Source organism: Streptomyces sp. NPDC046805, from assembly GCF_040645355.1.
Classification (GTDB): Bacteria; Actinomycetota; Actinomycetes; order Streptomycetales; family Streptomycetaceae; genus Streptomyces.
In genome coordinates this window covers 185,978-206,048 of record NZ_JBEYYC010000007.1, presented here as the reverse complement: position 1 = coordinate 206,048, position 20,071 = coordinate 185,978, and the positions used below count along the sequence as shown (strand labels likewise).

The window sequence follows — 20,071 nt, the reverse complement described above, 5'->3', positions numbered from 1 at the left end:
TGATTCCCTGACCTCCATGAACAGCGTCACCGTCACCACCTGGTCCCTGGAGCAGACGTCCCCGGCCCGACTCCTGCCCGCCGCCGCGCCCGAGGGCGACGTCCGGATCGTCCGCGCCGAGGTCCCCTCCCCCGAGTTCAGCCGGTTCCTCTACGCCTCGGTCGGCGGCGACATCCACTGGACCGACCGGCTGGGCTGGAGCCACGCCCGGTGGCTGGAGTACCTGGACCGGCCCGGCGTGGAGTCGTGGGTGGCGTACGACCGCGGGACGCCCGCCGGGTACGTGGAACTGGACCCGCAGGACGAAGGGGTCGTGGAAATCGCCTACTTCGGCCTGATCCCGGCGTTCCGGGGGCGGCGGATCGGCGGCCACCTGCTGGCGTACGGCACCGCGCGGGCCTGGGACCTGGCGGACCGGTGGCCCGGGCGGGCGCCGACGAAGCGGGTGTGGCTGCACACCTGCAGCAAGGACGGCGAGTTCGCGATGGACAACTATCAGCGGCGGGGTTTCACGCTGTTCGACACGAAGGTGGAGGACGAGCCCGCGGCGGCGACACCGGGGCCGTGGCCGGGCGCCTGAGGCCCAGGGGGCCCGGCCCCACCTGCATGACCGCAAACCCCCACCCGCATGACCTGGATCACAGCAGTCCCACCATCCGGGATGCATATGTCCAGCATTCGGATAACGGTGGACTGGCCCGAGATCCACGTGCCACGCTTCCGTCATGCCTGGAACTGGAATTGCCTTGGTGAGTCGGCGGCACGTCGACCTTGGCCGTATGTCCAGCGCCATCTGTCGCGCGAGCTGAGAGCACAGCCCAGCCGATCTTCTTCACTTTCCTCTTCCCCTGCGCAATGACGCGCACGTGTCCCTGCATGCCTATAGACGCGCAGGTCAGAGCCGCTTTTCGCCTGTCCCGAAGGACGTACACCCATGGCCGCCACCCCGCAAAACCCTGCCGCCTCCGCGCCCCGCCGCAAGGTGAGTCGTCACCGCGGTGAGGGTCAGTGGGCCGTTGGTCACTTCACTCCGCTCAACGGCAACGAACAGTTCAAGAAGGACGACGACGGTCTCAATGTGCGGACACGCATTGAGACGATCTACTCGAAGCGCGGCTTCGACTCGATCGACCCCACCGACCTGCGCGGCCGTATGCGCTGGTGGGGGCTGTACACCCAGCGCCGTCCCGGGATCGACGGCGGCCGGACCGCGATCCTCGAGCCGGAGGAGCTGGACGACAAGTACTTCATGCTCCGGGTGCGGATCGACGGCGGCCGGCTCACCACCCGGCAGCTGCGCGTGATCGGCGAGGTCTCGCAGGAGTTCGCGCGCGGCACCGCGGACATCACCGACCGGCAGAACATCCAGCTGCACTGGATCCGGATCGAGGACGTGCCGGAGATCTGGGAGCGGCTCGAGGCCGTCGGGCTGTCCACCACCGAGGCCTGCGGCGACGTGCCCCGCGTCATCATCGGCTCGCCCGTGGCCGGCATCGCCGAGGACGAGATCATCGACGGCACCCCGGCCATCGAGGAGATCCACAGCCGGTACATCGGCAGCAAGGAATTCTCCAACCTGCCCCGGAAGTTCAAGACCGCGATCTCCGGCTCCCCGCTGCTGGACGTCGCCCACGAGATCAACGACGTCGCGTTCGTCGGCGTCGAACACCCCGAGCACGGCCCGGGCTTCGACCTGTGGGTCGGCGGCGGACTGTCCACCAACCCGAAGATCGGCGTACGGCTCGGCGCGTGGGTCCCGCTGGAGGAGGTCCCGGACGTCTGGGCGGGCGTGATCGGTATCTTCCGCGACTACGGCTACCGGCGCCTGCGCACGCGCGCCCGGCTGAAGTTCCTGGTCGCCGACTGGGGTGCGGAGAAGTTCCGGCAGGTGCTGGAGGACGAGTACCTCGAGCGGAAGCTCGTCGACGGTCCGGCTCCCGCCCAGCCCGTGGAGCGGTGGCGCGACCACGTCGGTGTGCACCGGCAGCAGGACGGCCGGTTCTACGTCGGCTTCGCCCCGCGCGTCGGCCGCATCGACGGCGCCACGCTCACGAAGATCGCCGAGGTGGCTCAGGCGCACGGCTCGGGCCGGGTGCGGACGACGGTCGAGCAGAAGATGATCGTGCTCGACGTCGAGGAGGCGCAGGTCGATCCGCTGGTCGAGGCGCTGGAGGCGCTGGACCTGACGGCCCGGCCCTCGCCCTTCCGGCGCGGCACGATGGCCTGCACCGGCATCGAGTTCTGCAAGCTCGCCATCGTCGAGACCAAGGCGCGCGGCAGCGCGCTGATCGACGAACTAGAGCGCCGTATCCCGGACTTCGACGAGCCGATCACCATCAACCTCAACGGCTGCCCGAACGCTTGCGCCCGTATCCAGGTCGCGGACATCGGCCTCAAGGGCCAGTTGGTCCTCGACGGCAACGGCGAGCAGGTCGAGGGCTTCCAGGTGCACCTCGGCGGGGCGCTCGGTCTGGAGGCCGGTTTCGGCCGCAAGGTCCGCGGCCTGAAGGTCACTTCGACGGAGCTCCCCGACTACATCGAGCGCGTCCTCAAGCGCTTCCAGGCGGAGCGCGGGGACGGCGAGCGGTTCGCCACGTGGGCGGCGCGGGCTTCAGAGGAGGCTCTGTCGTGAGCGAGCGTGCTGCTCCTTTCCACTGCCCCTACTGCGGCGACGAGGACCTGCGTCCGAGCGAGCAGGGCCACGGCGCCTGGGAATGCGGTGCGTGCAACCGGGCCTTCCAGTTGAAGTTCCTCGGGCTGCTCGCCCGGGGCGTTCAGCGAGTCGGCGACGGAGGGGATGACGGGATATGACCACAGCCCAGGAAGAGCGTACGGACGCCGAGTTGAAGGCGCTCGCCGAGCAGGCGGGGCGCGAGCTGGAGGACGCCTCCGCGCTGGAGATCCTCCGATGGGCGGCGGACACCTTCGGCGAGCGCTTCTGCGTGACCTCCTCCATGGAGGACGCGGTGGTGGCGCACCTCGCCTCCCGTGCCCGGCCCGGCGTGGACGTGGTGTTCCTCGACACCGGCTACCACTTCCCGGAGACCATCGGCACCCGCGACGCGGTCGAGGCCGTGATGGACGTGAACGTCATCACGCTCACCCCGCGCCAGTCGGTCGCCGAACAGGACGCCGAGTACGGCCCGGAGCTGCACGACCGCGACCCCGACCTGTGCTGCAAGCTGCGCAAGGTCCAGCCTCTGGAGGAGGGCCTCAAGGGCTACCAGGCCTGGGCGACCGGGCTGCGCCGCGACGAGTCCCCGACCCGGGCGAACACCCCGGTCGTCGGCTGGGACGAGAAGCGGCGGAAGGTCAAGATCTCCCCGATCGCCCGCTGGACCCAGGACGACGTGGACGCGTACGTGGCCGAACACGGCGTCCTGACCAACCCGTTGCTGATGGACGGCTACGCCTCGGTCGGCTGCGCCCCCTGCACCCGCCGGGTCCTGGCGGGCGAGGACGCGCGCGCCGGCCGCTGGGCGGGCAGCGCCAAGACCGAGTGCGGGCTGCACGGATGACGACCACCACCCACGTACAGGAGAACCACGTGACCACCGGAGCCACCGTCTGGCTCACGGGTCTGCCGAGCGCCGGCAAGACCACGATCGCGTACGAGCTGGCCGGCCGGCTGCGCGAGGAGGGCCACCTCGTCGAGGTGCTCGACGGCGACGAGATCCGTGAGTTCATCTCCGCGGGCCTCGGCTTCAGCCGCGAGGACCGGCACACCAACGTGCAGCGCATCGGCTTCCTCGCCGAGCTGCTCGCCCGCAACGGCGTCAAGGCGCTCGTCCCGGTGATCGCGCCGTACGCGGACAGCCGGGACACGGTGCGGGGGCGTCACGAGAAGGGCGGGACGCCGTACCTGGAGGTGCATGTGGCGACCCCGGTCGACGTGTGCTCCGTCCGCGATGTGAAGGGTCTGTACGCCAAGCAGGCCGCGGGCGAGCTCACCGGGCTCACCGGGGTCGACGACCCGTACGAGCGGCCCGAGGCGCCCGATCTGAGGATCGAGTCGCAGCACCAGACCGTGCAGGAGTCCGCGGCGTCGGTGTACGCCCTGCTCAGCAAGAGGGGACTGGCATGACGACCGTCGCAAGGACCGAGGAGGGCACGGGCCCCGGGCACCGACCGGGCACGCCGTACGCCCTGTCGCACCTGGACGCGCTGGAGTCCGAGGCGGTGCACATCTTCCGTGAGGTGGCGGGCGAGTTCGAGCGGCCGGTGATCCTGTTCTCCGGCGGCAAGGACTCCATCGTCATGCTGCATCTGGCGCTGAAGGCGTTCGCTCCGGCGGCCGTGCCCTTCTCGCTGCTGCATGTGGACACGGGACACAACTTCCCGGAGGTCCTTGAGTACCGGGACCGTGTGGTGGACGCACATGGGCTGCGCCTCCATGTGGCCTCCGTACAGGACTACATCGACCGGGGTGTGCTCAAGGAACGTCCCGACGGGACCCGTAACCCCCTCCAGACGCTGCCGCTCACCGAGAAGATCCAGAGCGAGAAGTTCGACGCCGTCTTCGGCGGCGGGCGGCGCGACGAGGAGAAGGCGCGCGCGAAGGAGCGGGTGTTCTCCCTGCGGGACGAGTTCTCGCAGTGGGACCCGCGCCGGCAGCGGCCCGAGCTGTGGAACCTGTACAACGGGCGGCACGCGCCCGGCGAGCACGTCCGGGTGTTCCCGCTGTCCAACTGGACCGAGCTGGACGTGTGGCAGTACATCGCCCGCGAGGGCATCGAGCTGCCGCAGATCTACTTCGCGCACGAGCGCGAGGTCTTCCGGCGCAGCGGCATGTGGCTGACGGCGGGCGAGTGGGGCGGCCCCCGCGAGGACGAGGCCGTCGAGAAGCGGCAGGTCCGCTACCGCACCGTCGGCGACATGTCCTGCACGGGCGCCGTCGACTCCGACGCGACCACGCTGGACGCCGTCATCACCGAGATCGCCGCCTCCCGGCTCACCGAGCGCGGCGCGACCCGCGCCGACGACAAGCTCTCCGAGGCCGCGATGGAAGACCGCAAGCGCGAGGGGTACTTCTGAGCATGACCACGATCACGGATCTCTCCGAAATCTCGGCCCTGTCCGAGACCACCCTCCTGCGGTTCGCCACCGCCGGTTCGGTCGACGACGGCAAGTCCACGCTCGTGGGCCGTCTGCTGCACGACTCCAAGTCGGTCCTCACCGACCAGCTGGAGGCCGTCGAGCACGCCTCCCGCAACCGCGGCCAGGACGCTCCCGACCTGGCGCTGCTCACGGACGGCCTGCGTGCCGAGCGCGAGCAGGGCATCACGATCGACGTGGCGTACCGCTACTTCGCGACCCCGCGCCGCCGGTTCATCCTCGCCGACACCCCCGGCCATGTGCAGTACACACGCAACATGGTCACCGGTGCCTCCACGGCCGAGCTGACGGTCATCCTCGTCGACGCCCGCAACGGCGTGGTCGAGCAGACCCGCCGGCACGCGGCGATCGCCGCGCTGCTGCGCGTGCCACACGTGGTGCTGGCCGTGAACAAGATGGACCTCGTCGCGTACGAGGAGGAGGTCTTCGCCGCGATCGCCGAGGAGTTCACGGCGTACGCCACCGAGCTGGGCGTCCCGGAGGTCACCGCGATCCCGATCTCGGCGCTCGCAGGTGACAACGTCGTGGAGCCGTCCGCCCACATGGACTGGTACGGCGGCCCGACCGTCCTGGAGCACCTGGAGACCGTCCCGGTCAGCCACGACCTGGCGCACTGCCACGCGCGGCTGCCCGTGCAGTACGTGATCCGGCCGCAGAGCGCCGAGCACCCGGACTACCGGGGCTACGCGGGCCAGATCGCCGCCGGCACCTTCCGGGTCGGCGAGCGGGTCACGGTCCTGCCCTCCGGCCGTACGACCACCATCTCCGGCATCGACCTGCTCGGCACGCCGGTCGACGCGGCCTGGACGACCCAGTCCGTGACGCTGCTGCTGACGGACGACATCGACGTCTCGCGCGGCGATCTGATCGTGCCCAGCAAGGACGCGCCCGCGATCACGCAGGACGTCGAGGCGACCGTCTGCCACGTCGCCGACCAGCCGCTGGCCGTCGGCCACCGGGTGCTGCTCAAGCACGGCACCCGCACGGTCAAGGCGATCGTCAAGGACATCCCGTCCCGGCTCACCCTCGCCGACCTGTCCCTGCACCCGCACCCGGGGCAGCTCGTCGCCAACGACATCGGCCGGGTGAAGATCCGCACCGCCGAGCCGCTCCCGGTCGACTCCTACGCCGACTCGCGCCGCACCGGCTCGTTCATCCTGATCGACCCGTCCGACGGCACCACGCTCACCGCGGGCATGGTCGGCGAGTCGTTCGCGGCTCCGGAGCCGGTCAAGGACGCGGCCGACGAGGACGGTTGGGACTTTTGACCATGAACTCCCCCGATTTCTACTCCACGTTCGCGAAGGAGGGCGGCCGCGTCGGCAGCGGCGCCCTCGGCAGCGGGCAGGGCGGAGTGGCGCGATGTGCGCGCTGACGTACGCGCCCTGCATGCGCGCCCTGCTCACCCCCCACCGCCTGAATAAGCGAAGACCTGCCGACGTCCCGGCCACGACCCGAGAGGCGTGACCGCCGGGCCAACGAGAGGAACACCTCCCGTGCCTGCCCCCCGCTCATCCCGAGTCACGTTCCTCCGCGGCGGCCTCGCCGTGGCCGTCGTACTTCCCCTGCTGGCGCTCGCGGCCTGCGGTTACGGCTCCGAGGCCACGCACGACTCCGCCAAGCAGAAGGTCGCCGCCGGTGCGAAGAAGATCGACGGCCTGGACTCGGTGAAGATCGGCTACTTCGGTAACCTGACCCACGCGACCGCACTGGTCGGCCGCCAGGAGGGTCTGTTCCAGAAGGAACTCGGCGCCACCAAGGCCGAGTACGCCACCTTCAACGCCGGGCCCTCCGAGATCGAGGCGCTCAACTCCGGCTCGATCGACATCGGTTGGATCGGCCCCTCCCCGGCGATCAACGGCTACACCAAGTCCGGTGGCAAGAGCCTGAAGATCATCGGTGGTTCGGCCTCGGGCGGCGTCAAGCTGGTCGTCGACCCGAAGAAGATCAAGTCCCTCAAGGACGTCAAGGGCAAGAAGATCGCCACGCCTCAGCTCGGCAACACCCAGGACGTGGCGTTCCTCAACTGGGCCGCCGAGCAGGGCTGGAAGGTCGACGCGCAGAGCGGCAAGGGCGACGTCACGGTCGTACGCAGCGACAACAAGGTGACTCCGGACGCGTTCAAGTCCGGTTCCATCGACGGCGCCTGGGTACCGGAGCCGACCGCGTCGAAGCTGATCGCCGAGGGCGGCAAGGCGATCCTCGACGAGTCCACGCTGTGGCCGGACAAGAAGTTCGTGATCACGAACATCATCGTGTCGCAGAGGTTCCTCAAGGAGCACCCGAAGGCCGTCGAGGCCGTCCTGAAGGCCTCCGTCGCCACCAACAAGTGGATCAACGCCCACCCGGACGAGGCGAAGGCGGCGGCGAACAAGCAGCTGGAGACGGACTCCGGCAAGGCGCTCCCGGCGAACGTCCTGGACCCGGCGTGGAAGTCGATCCAGATCACCGACGACCCGCTGGCCGCCACGCTGCACACCGAGGCCGCGCACGCGGTGAAGGCCGGACTGCTGCAGAGGCCTGACCTGACGTCCATCTACGACCTCGCCCCGCTCAACAAGGTCCTCAAGGCCGAGGGCAAGAGCCCCGTGGACGCCGCCGGACTCGGCACCGACTGACCCCAAGCCCCGATCCGTTCCCAGGAGGTGACGACCATGGCCACGACCACGACCCTCGCCAAGGCCGACGAGACCGTCGACCACGCGGCGCGCCTGGATCACGTCTCGAAGTCCTTCGCGGGACCGGGGCCTGGCGGGCGGCAGCTCGTCCTGGACGACATCAGCCTCGATGTCGCGCCGGGCGAGTTCGTCACCCTCCTGGGGGCCTCGGGCTGCGGCAAGTCCACGCTGCTGAACCTGGTGGCGGGCCTGGACCGGCCCACCACCGGCGCCATCACCACCGGCGGCCGACCGGCGCTGATGTTCCAGGAGCACGCCCTCTTCCCGTGGCTGACCGCGGGCAAGAACATCGAACTCGCCCTGAAGCTCAGGGGGGTTCCGAAGACCGAGCGGCGCGGCAGGGCCGAGGAGCTGCTCGAACTGGTCCGGCTGCGGGGCGCGTACGGCAAGCGCGTCCACGAGCTGTCGGGCGGCATGCGGCAGCGCGTGGCACTGGCCCGGGCGCTGGCGCAGGAGAGCGGACTGCTGCTGATGGACGAGCCGTTCGCGGCCCTCGACGCCATCACCCGCGACGTGCTGCACGACGAACTGACCCGCATCTGGGCCGAGACCGGTCTGTCGGTGCTGTTCGTGACGCACAACGTGCGGGAGGCGGTGCGGCTGGCGCAGCGGGTGGTCCTGCTGTCGTCCCGTCCGGGCCGGGTGGCCCGCGAGTGGGCGGTCGACATCCCGCAGCCGCGCCGCATCGAGGACGCCCCCGTCGCGGAACTGTCCCTCGAGATCACCGAAGTCCTGCGTGGGGAGATCCGCCGCCATGGCCAGCACTGAGACGAAGCCCGCCGCGGACGCCGGAAGCGTCGAGGCGGGGCTCGACGCCCTGGAGGTCGCCGTCACCGGACGGCCGACGTTCCGGCAGACCTTCGTCACCAAGATCGTCCCGCCGGTCACCGCGGTCCTCGTGGTCCTGGTGGTCTGGCAGGGGCTGATATCCCTCAAGATCGTCGACGATCCCACCAAGCTGCCCGCGCCGGCGGCGGTGTGGCACGCGTTTCAGCACGACTGGCTGCACGGCACGCTGCTCGGCTACATCTGGACGAGCGTCTCGCGCGGTCTGCTCGGCTTCTTCTTCGCGCTCCTCATCGGCACCCCGCTGGGGCTGCTGGTGGCCCGGGTGCGGTTCGTGCGCGCGGCCATCGGGCCGATCCTGTCCGGGCTCCAGTCACTGCCGTCGGTGGCCTGGGTGCCGCCGGCCGTCATCTGGCTGGGCCTGGACAACTCGATGATGTACGCGGTGATCCTGCTCGGCGCGGTCCCGTCCATCGCCAACGGCCTGGTGTCCGGCATCGACCAGGTGCCGCCGCTGTTCCTGCGCACGGGCCGCACGATGGGCGCGACCGGCCTGAAGGGCGTGCGGTACGTCACGCTGCCCGCTGCGATGCCCGGCTATGTGGCGGGCCTGAAGCAGGGCTGGGCGTTCTCGTGGCGCTCGCTGATGGCGGCGGAGATCATCGCGAACTTCCCCGACCTGGGCGTGGGCCTCGGCCAGTTGCTGGAGAACGGCCGTACCGCCAGCGACATGGCCATGGTGTTCGAGGCCATCCTGCTCATCCTGTTCGTCGGCATCGCCATCGACCTGCTGATCTTCAGCCCGCTGGAGCGGTGGGTGCTGCGCAGCCGCGGCCTGCTGGTGAAGGGCTGAGGTCCCATGCGTCGCACGCCGGTTCCCCCCGTGCTCGTCGTCGTCGCGCACGGCAGCCGTGACCCGCGGCACGCCGCGACCGTGCACGCCCTCGTGCGGCGGGTGCGGTCCCTGCGGCCGGGTCTGCGCGTGGAGACCGGCTTCCTGGACTTCAACCTGCCGTCCGTGCAGGGGGTACTGGAGTCACTGGCGGCGGAGGGCGACGTACGGGATGTGGTGGCCCTGCCGCTGCTGCTCACCCGGGCCTTCCACGCGAAGGCCGACATCCCCGCCGTCCTGCGCAAGGCGCCCGCGCGGCTGCGCATCCGCCAGGCGGAGGTGCTCGGCCCCTCGCCCCTTCTCCTGTCGGCGCTCGAACGCCGTTTGTACGAGGCGGGGCTGACCCCCGCCGACAAGTCCTCGACCGGGGTCGTGCTGGCCTCGGCGGGGTCCACCGACCCGGAGGCGATCGCAGTGATCGCTGATATCGCGCGGGAGTGGCGGCACACCGGCTGGTGTGCCGTGCGGCCTGCGTTCGCCTCCGCCTCCCTCCCCCGTACCGAGGACGCCGTAGGCGAACTGCGCGCCCTCGGCTGCGCACGGGTCGCCGTCGCCCCCTACGTCCTCGCCCCCGGCTTCCTGCCGGACCGCATCGCGCGGGGCGCGGCTCAGGCGGACGTCCTGGCGGATGTGCTGGGCCCGGCCCCTGAGGTGGCACGGGTGCTGCTGGAGCGGTACGACGCGGCGCGGATGCCGATGCTGTCGGCCCTCGGCGCCTGAGGCGGACGCCGATCAGTCGAACGACAGCCCTCCCGTGCGGGTGCGCTTGAGCTCGAAGAAGTCGGGGTGATTGGCCAGCACGCGGAAGGAGTCGAAGAGTTCGACGGCCTCGGCGCCGCGCGGGATGGCCCGCAGCACCGGGCCGAACCACACCGTGCCGTCGACGTGGAGGGTGGGCGTGCCCACATAGCCGCCCGATTCCGGCTCGGCGCCGGCCTGGTGGCGGCGGCGGACCGCGTCGTCGTACGACGGGTCGTGCGCGGCGTCCGCCAGCTCGGCCGGGAGCCCGAGCTCGGCGAGGGACTCGGCGATCACGGCGTCGAAGTCCTTCACGCCGTGGTCGTGGATCCGGGTCCCGAAGGCGGTGTACAGGTCCCGCAGGATCTTCTCGCCGTGCCTTTCGGCGGCGGCCACCGCGACGCGCACCGGACCGATCGAGCGGTCCACCAGGTCCCGGTACCAGTCCGGGAGGTCGTTGCCGGTGTTGTGCAGGTAGAGGCTCATCACGTGGAAGCGGAGATCGAGCGGGCGCTCGCGCTCGACCTCCAGCATCCAGCGTGAGGTGATCCAGGCGAAGGGGCAGGCGGGGTCGAAGAAGAAGTCGACCACAGGGGTCTCGGAACGCGTCATGCCGACGAGGCTAGGCCACGGGTGGCGCAGCGTCCCGGGCCAATCCGGTGGCTTGTCAGTGGTCCACTTCGACGCCCTGCCGCGGGTCCCGGCCGCTCGACGCCAGGGCCCGGTCGAAGACGGACGCGTCGGGCCCGGTGGGGACCGGATCGGCGAAGCCGTCGTACTTGCGGTAGAGGTCGCCGTGGGTCTCGACCACGTCCAGGACGAAGCGGGAGGCGCCGTCCGAGACGCGGTAGCGCTGACCGGTGGCGGTCGCGACGTCCCAGCCGTGCACCGCCATCTCCTTGATGATCATCGAGGCGATGGCGGTGGCCGGCATCGTCGCCATGCCGAGGTCGATCTCGCCCTCCCACACCGCCGGATCTGCCCAGGCGGCGACCGCCCGGTCCAGCTGGGCGGCGTACGCCTCCGCCCAGTCGGGATCGGCGGTGAAGTCGCGCTCGGTCAGCTCCTCGGGGAGCTGCTCGCGCCGGGCGCGGTGCTCCAGGCCGTGCGAGGTGTACAGGACCCAGTGGTTGACGAGGGCGCGGACGTCCCAGTCGGGGCAGTGCGTCCGGTCGTCGAGCCGGGCCGCCGTGACACCGCGCGCGACGCGGGCCGCCTCGGCGGCGCATTCGATCATGTAAGGGTGCAGGTCGTCGTACGTCATGCGGCCCACGCTAGGCAGTGTCCGCTCAGGCCTCTTGAACAAACGCGACAGCCTCGTCCGCCCGCCGCACGAGCTCGGCCAGCGGCATCGAGCCGGCCGGCCGGTGCTCCCGCGCGAACTGGTTGGCGAGGCGCTGGAGCAGTTCGTTCAGCGGGGTCGGTACGCCGTGCAGACGGCCGAGGAGGACGATCTCGCCGTTGAGGTAGTCGGCCTCGATGGTGCCGGTGCCGCGGGTGAGGGACTGCCAGGAGGAGCCGCCGCCGCGCGGGGCGCCGTCGAGCGGGACGAGGGTGACCTTGTCGCCGCGTGCCTGCCGCTGTTCCTCGACGCTCGCGTACGGGATCCCGGCGGCGTCGAGCACGGCCGCTCCCTCGGCCCGCACCCGCGCGAAGAGCGCCTTCCCCGCGTCGTCCTCGATCGGGCCGCTGACCGCCTCCAGGGAGTTGCCGAGGTTGCCGAGCAGCTTGGCGTACTGCCAGCGGGCGACGTCCGGCACGACCGGCGCCTCGAAGCGGGACGCCTCGAGGTCGGCGGCGATCCGCCGGGCGGTGTCGTCGGTGCCGTGCGGATGGCCGCCCAGGTGCAGGATGCCGGTGAGCGGGGCGCCGGCGGCGGAGACGACGCCGGGTTCCACGAAGGCCGAGGGCAGCCAGACGCATACGCCGTACACATGGCGGAAGCGGCGCAGGGCGAGCCGCTGGCTCTCCACCCCGTTCTGGGCGCACACCAGCGGCAGCCGTTCGGCCGCCGTACCGCCGCCCGCCACCGGCGCGGAGCTCCACGCCTCCAGGGCGGCCACGCTGTCCTGGGTCTTCACGGCCAGCACGAGCACGTCGTCGGGGCGCAGTTCGCCGAGCGGACCCGGACCGTCCACCACCGGCAGCCGGTACGTCAGTTCGCCCTCCGGCACCCGTAGCCGCAGCCCGCCCTCGCTCAGCGCCGCGCGCTGCTTGCCCCGTGCGACGAGGACGACCTCGCGGCCCGCCTGGGCGAGCCTTCCTCCGACGGTGCCGCCGACCGCCCCTGCCCCGATGATGATGTAGCGCATGGGCAGAGCCTACGACGCCTGTTGATCTCAACTCCCCGTCAGTTCCACGAGCTTGACGACCGTGTTCCAGTTGCGCGAGGTGGCGATGAGCCCCCGGTTCACGCGGGGCCGCGCCAGCGCCTCGGCGAGCTTGGAGCGGCCGAGGCCGTCGGGGGCGTACAGGTACAGCGCTCGGTCGCCGAGGCGGAACTCCTCGGGAAGATGGGCGGCCGGATCGATGTCCGCGAAGCGCTCCGCACCGACGGACGCGGAGAAGTACGTGACGTGGAGCTGCCTGGGCTCCAGTTCGGCGGCCGGAAAGGGACAGGCGGCCGCGACCGCCTCGAGGTAGGCGTGGTCGCGTACGAGCACGTCGACGGGGAAGCCGAAATGGCCCTCGATAGCCCGTGTGAGCTCGTCGGCGAGGGACTCCTCGTCGCCCCGGCCGGTGGTGAACACGGCCTGGCCGCTCTGCAGATGGGTGTGTACGCCCTCGTGGCCCAGGCCTTCCATGAGCCCTCGCAGCTCGGCCATGGGGACCTTCTTCTTGCCGCCCACGTTGATTCCGCGCAGGAGCGCCGCATAGGTCGTCATCCGGTCACCTTAGGGGTGGCCGTCGCGCCCCGTGGGGGCGGGCGCGACGGCCGTGCCCGGCGGGCCGGGCTGCGCGAAACTCTGGCCGATCGGGCGGGCGCGCGGCGACGTCTTCACGCACCTGTGATGAGTTCGACGAGGCTCCTTCATCACAAACCAGGCCTCTACTGACGGATCGGACGTCGCTGCGGGCCCCCACCCCTTCGCTGGGCAGCACCCGGAACGGCGCTCAGCGCTGGTACCGCGCCAGCACCAGATTCCCCTCCTTCTCCAGGCGGCGACGCAGCTCGCCGGTCCCGATCGCGCCGCTGTAGTACTCCTGGAGGGCCGGGGTGGCCACCTTGTCCTTCCACTCCGGGTACCCGCGCACGGACTGGGCGGGCGCGGAGCGCAGGCGGGCCGCCAGGGCGGTGCCGGTGGCCCAGCCGTCCTTGGCGGTGCGCAGGGCCGGGTCCTTCAGGGCCTCGGTGCCGGTGGGCAGCATCCAGTCGCCGAGGGCCAGCCGCACCATGTTCTTCGGCCGGAGCAGGAACTCGATGAACTCCGCCGCCTCCTTCTTGTGGGGGCTGTCCTCGGCTATGGACAGTGTCTGCGGGCTGACCCCCTGGGTGAGGCCGTCGGCGCCGGCCGGCGCGGGCAGCACCTGCCAGTCGAAGCCCTTCGGCGCCTGCTGCGCGATCTGCTGCCGGTAGGAGAAGCCCAGCGGGACCATCGCGTACCTGCCGCCGAAGAAGCCCGGCAGGGTGTCCGAGCCGCCGCTGCCCAGCGTCGCACTCGGCGCGCTGCGGTCGAGGACGACCTGGTCGTGGATGGTGCGCGGCACCACCTGGTCGGCCGCGTCGAAGCGCACGGCGGCCTTGCCGTCCGCGCCGCGGTGGAAGAGTTCCCCGCCCGCCGACAGCGACAGGTTGAGCGTGGCCGAGACAGGCTCCTTGAGCGGCCAGGCCACGCCGTACTTGCCGCCACCGCTCAACTTCCTGGCCACCTGCCGGAACTCTTGCCAGTTCCAGGGGTGTTCGGGCGTCGGTATCCGCACGCCCGACCTTCGCAGCACGGTCGCGTTGGCGATCAGCACGCGCGGCTCCTGGAGGAAGGGCACGCCGTAGATCCCGTGACCGAAGGTCGCAGTGTCCCAACTGCGCTGCGGTATGCCGGACTTCAGCTTCGCGGGCAGCAGGTCGGTCAGGTCGGCGAGGTAGCCGCCATAGGCGAAGTCCGCGAGGTCGTCGGAGGCGTCGTGGATGACGTCCGGCGCCTCGCCGCCCTCGAAGGAGGTGAGCAGCTGGTCGTGGACACTGTCCCAACTCCCCTGGACATACTCGACCTTGACCCGTGGATGGGTGGCGTTCCACTGCTTCACGAGTTCCCTGTTGGCGGCGACGGACTCCGTCTGCCAGGCCAGGGACTGGAAGCGCAGGGTGATCCTGCCACCGTCGTGCCCGGTGCCGGAGGTGCAGCCCGCGAGAAGGAGCAGCACCACCAGGGCCAGCAGTCTCATGGTCCGCATCAGCTCTTCACCGCCCCGGCGAGCATGTCGCCCGTGATCCGTCGCTGGATGACCGCGAACACCACCAGCGAGGGCAGCGTCGCAAGGAAGGCGGCCGCGGCCAGGGGGCCGAGGTCCGCCGCGCCCTCCGCGCCGATGAAGTGCGTGAGGACCACGGGCAGGGTCTGATTCTCCGGGGTCTTCAGCAGCACCAGCGCGAAGAAGAACTCGTTCCAGGCGGTGACGAACGCGAACAGCGCCGTCGCCGCGATCCCCGGCGCCAGCAGCGGCGCCGTCACCGACACCAGGGTCCGCATTCGGCCCGCGCCGTCGACCGCCGCGGCCTCCTCCAGGTCCGGCGGCACCGACCGCACGTACCCGGCGAGCATCCACAGCGCGAACGGCAGCGCCCACACCACGTAGACCATGACCAGTCCGCTCACGGAGTCGATCAGCCGCAGGTTCTTCAGCACCAGGAACAGCGGGATGATCAGCAGCACGAACGGGAACGCCTGGCTGACCACCACCCACCCCGACGCGGCCCTGGACAGCGCCGAGCGGCGCCGCGCCATGACGTACGCGAGGGGGGTCGCGAGCAGTACGGCGATCACGGCCGCCCCGAGCGCGGCGAGCAGAGAGTTGAACGCGGCGTGGAGCAGGGGCTGTTCGGCGAAGGCCTGCCGGAAGTTGGCCAGGGTGGGGTCCCTGGGGATCCAGGTGGGATGCGGACTGCCCAGTTCGCGCGGTGACTTGAAGGCGGTGGAGAGCAGCCAGAGGAGAGGGAAGGCGAGGAAGACGAGATAGGCGAGCAGCGCGGCGTACTGGCCGAGGCGCGCCCCGGGGCCGGGCCTCATGTGCCGTCGTCGGTTCGTCATGCGTCGTCACCCCTTCGCAGCCGGCCCGCGAGGAACACGGCGAGGAGGATCGCGATCACCGCGACCATCACACATCCCATCGCCGCCGCGTAACCGAACTGGCCGTAGCGGAAGGCCTCTTCGTAGGCGAACAGCATGGGCAGCCGGGTGCGGCCGCCGGGTCCGCCGCTGGTCAGCACGTAGACCAGGGCGAAGGCGTTGAAGTTCCAGATCAGGTTGAGCGCGGTGACGGCCAGCGCGACCGGCCTGAGGGCGGGCCAGGTGACCGTGCGGAAGCGGCGCCAGGCACCCGCGCCGTCCACCGCGGCCGCCTCGTGCAGTTCGCGCGGGGTGTTCTGCAGCCCGGCGAGCAGGGCGACCGTAGTGCGCGGCATCCCCGCCCAGACGCCGACGACGATCACCGCGGGCAAGGCGGTGGCCGGTGCGCCCAGCCAGTCTCGGCCGTCGCCGAGGCCCAGGCCGCGCAGGGTCTCGTTGAGGACGCCCGCGTCGGGGTTGTAGACGAGCCGCCAGATGATGCCGACCACGACCTCGGGCATCGCCCAGGGGACGATCGCGAGGGCCCGTGCCAGCCAGCGCAGCCGCAGGTCCTGGTTCAGGAGCAGGGCGAGGCCGAGGGCGAGCAGGAACTGCGCCACGGTCACGCCGACCGCCCACACCAGTCCGATCCGGAACGACTCCCAGAACAGCGTGTCCTGCGCCAGATCCCGGAAGTTGAGGATGCCGGTCCACTGAGTGGGCGCGGTCCGGCCGGACTGGGCGTCGGTGAACGCCAGCAGGATGCCGTACAGCAGGGGTCCGACGCTCAGCACGAGGATCGGGATCAGGGCAGGCAGCACCAGGAACCAGGCGCCGTGACCAGTGAGATGCCGCTGTCCGTTCGGGCTCGGGGCGCGCTGCCTCGACTGAGTCACTTCGCTCACTGATGTCACGGAATCAGCCCCTTCGCACAGGTCGGTTGGCGTGTTCATGTTCGTGAAAGCCCCGGCTGCCCGTCAAGGGACCACGCACGGGGTCCGACCTGTGCGAATGCGACACTGGCCGCGCAGGAACAGGCAGAGACACAGTCACAGGCAACGCACAGGGCACGGAGGCGGACGGATGGACGAGGCGCGGGCGCGGGACGTACTGGCCGCGGCGGGGGTGCTGCCCGGTCCGGCACGGGACACGCGGCTCCTCGCCCTCGGCGAGAACGCGGTGTTCGCCGCCGGTGACCTGGTCGTCAAGGTGGGCCGCGACGCCGAGCTCCTGGACCGGGCGCGGCGGGAACTGGACATCGCCGGCTGGCTGGCCGAGGCGGGCGTGCCGGCGGTGCGGGCGGCCGCGTCCGAGGCCGTGCTGGTGGACGGGCGGCACCCGGTGACCGTGTGGCACCGGCTGCCCGATGCCGTACGGCCCGCGGAGCCGCGCGATCTCGCGGAACTGCTCCGGGTCGTGCACGCCCTGCCCGCCCCCTCCTTCACCCTCCCCCGCCGCGAGCTGCTGGGCGGCGTGGAACGCTGGCTGCGCCTCGCGGGCGACGCGATCGACCCGGCCGACGCGGCCTATCTGCGCGAGCGCCGTGACGGCTTCGCGGCGGCCGCGGCCGCGCTGACGCCCCATCTGCCGCCGGGCCCGATCCACGGCGACGCCCTGCCCCGCAATGTGCACGTCGGCCCGGACGGTCCGGTCCTGGTCGACCTGGAGACCTTCTCCGCCGACCTGCGCGAGCACGACCTCGTCGTCATGGCCCTCTCCCGCGACCGGTACGGCCTGCCCGCCGAGACCTACGACGCCTTCACTCAGGCGTACGGCTGGGACGTGCGCGCATGGGAGGGCTGCTCCGTGCTGCGCGGGGCCCGGGAGACGGCGAGCTGCGCCTGGGTCGCGCAGCACGCCCCCGCCAACCCCGCGGCACTGACCGAGTTCCGGCGCCGGGTGGCCTCGCTGCGGGACGGCGACGAGACGGTGCGCTGGTATCCGTTCTGACCTTCTGGCCTTCTGGCCTCCCGAGATCTTCCGCCGCACCCGGCCGTCGCCAATACTTTCGCCGCTGACGTCCCTGGCTCCACAGGGACGCCACCAGGGGAGGGTTCATGACGAAGGTCACGGAGTTCTGCACGAGTGTCCTACCGCCCGCCGAACGGTTCGACTACTGGCAGGGCATGACGAGCGACACGCTGGTCCCCAACCGGCAGCGCAGCGAGCACGCGCCGGACTTCCGGGCACGGTTACGGCTGGTGGACCTGGGCGCGATCCAGGTGTCCGGTCTGGGGTACCCCCGGCTGGAGACGTACCGGCCGGCGAAGCTGATCCGGCGGTCCGACCCCGAGAGCTATCAGGTGATGCTCAACCGGAGCGGTGGCCACCGGATCATCCAGGGGGGCCACGACACCACGAGCTCGGCCGGCGAGATGACGCTCTACGACACCTCCCGGCCCTGGCAGGGCTGGGCGGAGCCGGGCACCAGCGGCGCCGTGCACGGCATCATGGTGCAGATTCCCCGCGCGCTGCTGCCGCTTCCGCAGGACGTCGTCCGCTCGCTCACCGCCCTGCGCCTGCCCGGCGACAGAGGTGTGGGCAGACTGCTGGCCTGTTTTCTGGAGCAGTTGGTCGGTGACACCGGCTCCTACACCCCGGCGGACGCCCCGCGTCTGACCGCCGTCACGGTCGATCTCCTGGCGGCCGTGTGCGCCCATCACCTGGAGGCAGAGAGCCTGCTGCCCTTGGAGAGCCGTCACCACACCCTGCTTCTGCGGACCCGTGCCTTCATCGAGCACCATCTGGCCGACCCGGGACTGACTCCGGCCGTCGTGGCCGCGGCCCACAACGTCTCCACCCGCCAGCTGTACCGCCTCTACCAAGCGCAAGGGCTCACGGTCGCGGGCTGGATACGCCGACGCCGGTTGGAGAACTGTCATCGCGATCTGGCCGACCCCCGCCACGACCACCGCCCCGTCCAGGCCGTCGCCGCCCGCTGGGGCCTACCCGACAAGGCGCACTTCAGCCGCCTGTTCCGCGCGGCCTACGGGATGCCGCCCGGTGACTACCGGCGCGCGATCCGGTGCGCTGGCCGCGACGGCACGGAACGGACCGGCCGGGACGGCACGTAACGACAACCGGACGGCGCTCGCGATCAACGACGGCCCTGGCCCCGCCGCCCAGACTCGGGGAGTCACACATCGTCAGCAAGCTCACCTCCACAGAGAGGATCGAACTACGGTGCGTCGAATCGCCATGTCCGTACTCGCGACCGGAGCCCTTGTCTTCTCCGGTCTGGCACTCGCGCCCTCGGCCCAGGCGGCCGTGACCGACTGCCCGAACGAGAGCGGCTACCTCTGCTTCTGGGTCAACGCCAACTACGGTGGCTCGATGGGCAAGGTGTCCGGCAACAACACCTACTGGGGCAACTTCGCCGGCGGGTGCGACTCGGTCCGGCACTGGAACGACTGCGCCTCGGCCATTCGCAACGAGGGGCTCAGCTGCGAGGCCGTGGTGTACGAGAACGCGAACTACGGCGGATCCTCGTGGGTGATCAACCGTGACACCCAGGCCGCCGATCTGACCAAGTGGGGCAAGCCGAGCGGGGGCAACTGGAACGACGCCATCAGCTCCAACAACTGGTGGTGCGGCTGAGGATCGATGACATGCGTCCGATGGCCACACCCGCGGTCGCCGCGGTAGCCGTCGCCGTATTGGCCCTCGGTTCCGCCGGCTGCGTTCGCGCGCAGCCGGCGGGACCGGCGGGCCGGCCCGGCGGACCGGCCCTGAGCCAGGCAGCCGTGGACCTCGCGCTGCGGACCTCCCCCTACCGCGAGGAGCAGCGCACACTCCGCCGGGCGGAGGACGAGCTGACCCGTCGGTGCATGGCCGCGCAGGGCTTCGGTCAGCCCGCCGCTGACGCTGCCACCGCCCGGGACGACGACCCCTGGCACCCCGATCCCGAGGCACGGCGGAGCCACGGTTACGGGTTCTCCGACCCCGGCCCGTCCCCCGACGACCAGTACCCGCCCGGGCTTCCGGCGGCGAAGCGGCAGGTCTACGCCCGTGCGCTCACCGGCGATCCAGGGCAGCGCGCCACGCTACGGCTGTCGAGCGGCCCACGGTTCACCTTCGCGACCACGGGCTGCATCGCCCGCGGCCGCGTCCGTCTCTACGGTGACGTCATGGCGGCGGCCAAGGTCTCGTACGTTCCGCAGGAGGCCTACAACGCCGTTCGTGGACGGATCGCCGACGACGCCGCCACGCGCCGAGCCCTTGACCAGTGGTCTTCCTGCATGACGAAGCGGAGGTTGCCCTTCGCCTCGATGGAGAGCGCCCGGGCCGCCGCGGCCCGTCGGAGTCACGACGCCCCTCCGACGAAGGGCGTCGCACCGCGCGCGGAGGTACGGATCGCCGAGGCCGACGCCGCGTGCGTGCTCACCGTCGATCTGCCCGGGGTGGTCGATCGCGTGGGGCCGCGATACCTGGGCGAACTGACCGCGCAGCAGCGGCGCGATCTCAATGCCGCGACAAAGCTCCGGCTCGACGCACTGAAGCGCGCCCGCGTTCTGGACGCCGCACGACCGGTCTCTACGGCCGCGCGCTCACCGTCGCCCCGTTCCCCGGCTTCCCCTTAGAGATCAACTCTGGACCCG

23 protein-coding genes are annotated in these 20,071 nt (G+C 71.0%); 16 read left to right on the top strand and 7 right to left on the bottom strand.

The genetic code is table 11. The annotated features are described in order from the left end of the window. Window positions 1-16 precede the first annotated feature (16 nt). The 12 genes from ABZ910_RS10690 (at window position 17) to ABZ910_RS10635 (ending at window position 10,191) form a co-directional block, all read left to right on the top strand. Entirely contained in the window at window positions 17-580 is a 564-nt protein-coding gene (locus ABZ910_RS10690; protein WP_361361745.1) for a GNAT family N-acetyltransferase, read from the top strand. Between the two features lie 145 nt (window positions 581-725). Continuing rightward, the gene (locus ABZ910_RS10685) at window positions 726-809 is read left to right on the top strand and encodes a putative leader peptide (protein WP_361361822.1); all 84 of its coding nucleotides are present in this window, start codon (window positions 726-728) and stop codon (window positions 807-809) included. A 125-nt stretch (window positions 810-934) separates the two neighbouring features. Then, window positions 935-2,632, top strand: coding sequence for a nitrite/sulfite reductase (locus ABZ910_RS10680; protein ID WP_361361743.1), 1,698 nt, complete (start codon window positions 935-937; stop codon window positions 2,630-2,632). Beyond that, window positions 2,629-2,811, top strand: coding sequence for a hypothetical protein (locus ABZ910_RS10675; RefSeq protein WP_361361741.1), 183 nt, complete (start codon window positions 2,629-2,631; stop codon window positions 2,809-2,811). The genes ABZ910_RS10680 and ABZ910_RS10675 overlap by 4 nt, the downstream gene beginning before the upstream one ends. Next, window positions 2,808-3,518: a phosphoadenylyl-sulfate reductase gene (locus ABZ910_RS10670; RefSeq protein ID WP_361361739.1), complete on the top strand. Its 711-nt coding sequence runs from the start codon at window positions 2,808-2,810 to the stop codon at window positions 3,516-3,518. Before ABZ910_RS10675 ends, ABZ910_RS10670 begins: the two co-directional genes overlap by 4 nt. Then, complete coding sequence (cysC, locus tag ABZ910_RS10665; RefSeq protein ID WP_361361737.1) at window positions 3,515-4,084, top strand: adenylyl-sulfate kinase; 570 nt, start codon at window positions 3,515-3,517, stop codon at window positions 4,082-4,084. The genes ABZ910_RS10670 and cysC overlap by 4 nt, the downstream gene beginning before the upstream one ends. Beyond that, window positions 4,081-5,034 carry a sulfate adenylyltransferase subunit CysD gene (cysD, locus tag ABZ910_RS10660; RefSeq protein WP_361361735.1) on the top strand — a complete coding sequence of 318 codons (954 nt, stop codon included), beginning with the start codon at window positions 4,081-4,083 and terminating at the stop codon, window positions 5,032-5,034. Before cysC ends, cysD begins: the two co-directional genes overlap by 4 nt. A 2-nt stretch (window positions 5,035-5,036) precedes the next feature. Continuing rightward, window positions 5,037-6,383 carry a GTP-binding protein gene (locus ABZ910_RS10655; RefSeq protein ID WP_361361733.1) on the top strand — a complete coding sequence of 449 codons (1,347 nt, stop codon included), beginning with the start codon at window positions 5,037-5,039 and terminating at the stop codon, window positions 6,381-6,383. A gap of 228 nt (window positions 6,384-6,611) precedes the next feature. Then, window positions 6,612-7,733 carry an aliphatic sulfonate ABC transporter substrate-binding protein gene (locus ABZ910_RS10650; RefSeq protein WP_361361731.1) on the top strand — a complete coding sequence of 374 codons (1,122 nt, stop codon included), beginning with the start codon at window positions 6,612-6,614 and terminating at the stop codon, window positions 7,731-7,733. Between the two features lie 36 nt (window positions 7,734-7,769). Further along, entirely contained in the window at window positions 7,770-8,561 is a 792-nt protein-coding gene (locus ABZ910_RS10645) for an ABC transporter ATP-binding protein (RefSeq protein WP_361361729.1), read from the top strand. Continuing rightward, window positions 8,548-9,432 (top strand): ABC transporter permease, encoded by an 885-nt coding sequence (locus ABZ910_RS10640; protein ID WP_361361727.1) that lies wholly within the window; start codon window positions 8,548-8,550, stop codon window positions 9,430-9,432. The genes ABZ910_RS10645 and ABZ910_RS10640 overlap by 14 nt, the downstream gene beginning before the upstream one ends. Window positions 9,433-9,438: 6 nt before the next feature. Continuing rightward, window positions 9,439-10,191, top strand: a complete 753-nt coding sequence (locus ABZ910_RS10635; RefSeq protein ID WP_361361725.1) for a sirohydrochlorin chelatase — start codon at window positions 9,439-9,441, stop codon at window positions 10,189-10,191. Window positions 10,192-10,203: 12 nt separating this feature from the next. Here ABZ910_RS10635 and ABZ910_RS10630 read toward each other — a convergent pair whose 3' ends face one another. The 7 genes from ABZ910_RS10630 to ABZ910_RS10600 all read right to left on the bottom strand — a co-directional run bounded on the left by ABZ910_RS10630 (window position 10,204) and on the right by ABZ910_RS10600 (window position 16,387). Next, window positions 10,204-10,821, bottom strand: a complete 618-nt coding sequence (locus ABZ910_RS10630; protein WP_361361723.1) for a DsbA family protein — start codon at window positions 10,819-10,821, stop codon at window positions 10,204-10,206. A 55-nt stretch (window positions 10,822-10,876) separates the two neighbouring features. Continuing rightward, window positions 10,877-11,473, bottom strand: a complete 597-nt coding sequence (locus ABZ910_RS10625) for a TIGR03086 family metal-binding protein (protein ID WP_361361721.1) — start codon at window positions 11,471-11,473, stop codon at window positions 10,877-10,879. Window positions 11,474-11,498: 25 nt separating this feature from the next. Further along, on the bottom strand, window positions 11,499-12,521 hold the full coding sequence (locus ABZ910_RS10620; protein ID WP_361361719.1) for a 2-dehydropantoate 2-reductase N-terminal domain-containing protein: 1,023 nt from the start codon (window positions 12,519-12,521) through the stop codon (window positions 11,499-11,501). A 27-nt stretch (window positions 12,522-12,548) separates the two neighbouring features. Then, window positions 12,549-13,094 carry a DUF1697 domain-containing protein gene (locus ABZ910_RS10615; RefSeq protein WP_361361717.1) on the bottom strand — a complete coding sequence of 182 codons (546 nt, stop codon included), beginning with the start codon at window positions 13,092-13,094 and terminating at the stop codon, window positions 12,549-12,551. 229 nt (window positions 13,095-13,323) lie between these two features. After that, window positions 13,324-14,601 (bottom strand): sugar ABC transporter substrate-binding protein, encoded by a 1,278-nt coding sequence (locus ABZ910_RS10610; RefSeq protein WP_361361715.1) that lies wholly within the window; start codon window positions 14,599-14,601, stop codon window positions 13,324-13,326. Continuing rightward, window positions 14,601-15,434 (bottom strand): carbohydrate ABC transporter permease, encoded by an 834-nt coding sequence (locus tag ABZ910_RS10605; RefSeq protein ID WP_361361820.1) that lies wholly within the window; start codon window positions 15,432-15,434, stop codon window positions 14,601-14,603. The genes ABZ910_RS10610 and ABZ910_RS10605 overlap by 1 nt, the downstream gene beginning before the upstream one ends. A 17-nt stretch (window positions 15,435-15,451) precedes the next feature. Next, window positions 15,452-16,387 (bottom strand): sugar ABC transporter permease, encoded by a 936-nt coding sequence (locus ABZ910_RS10600; RefSeq protein WP_361361713.1) that lies wholly within the window; start codon window positions 16,385-16,387, stop codon window positions 15,452-15,454. 169 nt (window positions 16,388-16,556) lie between these two features. Here ABZ910_RS10600 and ABZ910_RS10595 point away from each other — a divergent pair, with 169 nt between their 5' ends. The 4 genes from ABZ910_RS10595 to ABZ910_RS10580 all read left to right on the top strand — a co-directional run bounded on the left by ABZ910_RS10595 (window position 16,557) and on the right by ABZ910_RS10580 (window position 20,053). Next, a complete protein-coding gene (locus tag ABZ910_RS10595) occupies window positions 16,557-17,423 on the top strand; it encodes an aminoglycoside phosphotransferase family protein (protein WP_361361711.1) in 867 nt (288 codons plus the stop codon). A gap of 107 nt (window positions 17,424-17,530) precedes the next feature. Continuing rightward, the gene (locus ABZ910_RS10590) at window positions 17,531-18,547 is read left to right on the top strand and encodes a helix-turn-helix domain-containing protein (RefSeq protein ID WP_361361709.1); all 1,017 of its coding nucleotides are present in this window, start codon (window positions 17,531-17,533) and stop codon (window positions 18,545-18,547) included. A 124-nt stretch (window positions 18,548-18,671) separates the two neighbouring features. Next, window positions 18,672-19,070: a peptidase inhibitor family I36 protein gene (locus ABZ910_RS10585; protein ID WP_361361707.1), complete on the top strand. Its 399-nt coding sequence runs from the start codon at window positions 18,672-18,674 to the stop codon at window positions 19,068-19,070. A gap of 20 nt (window positions 19,071-19,090) precedes the next feature. Further along, complete coding sequence (locus ABZ910_RS10580; RefSeq protein ID WP_361361706.1) at window positions 19,091-20,053, top strand: hypothetical protein; 963 nt, start codon at window positions 19,091-19,093, stop codon at window positions 20,051-20,053. Window positions 20,054-20,071 lie beyond the last annotated feature (18 nt).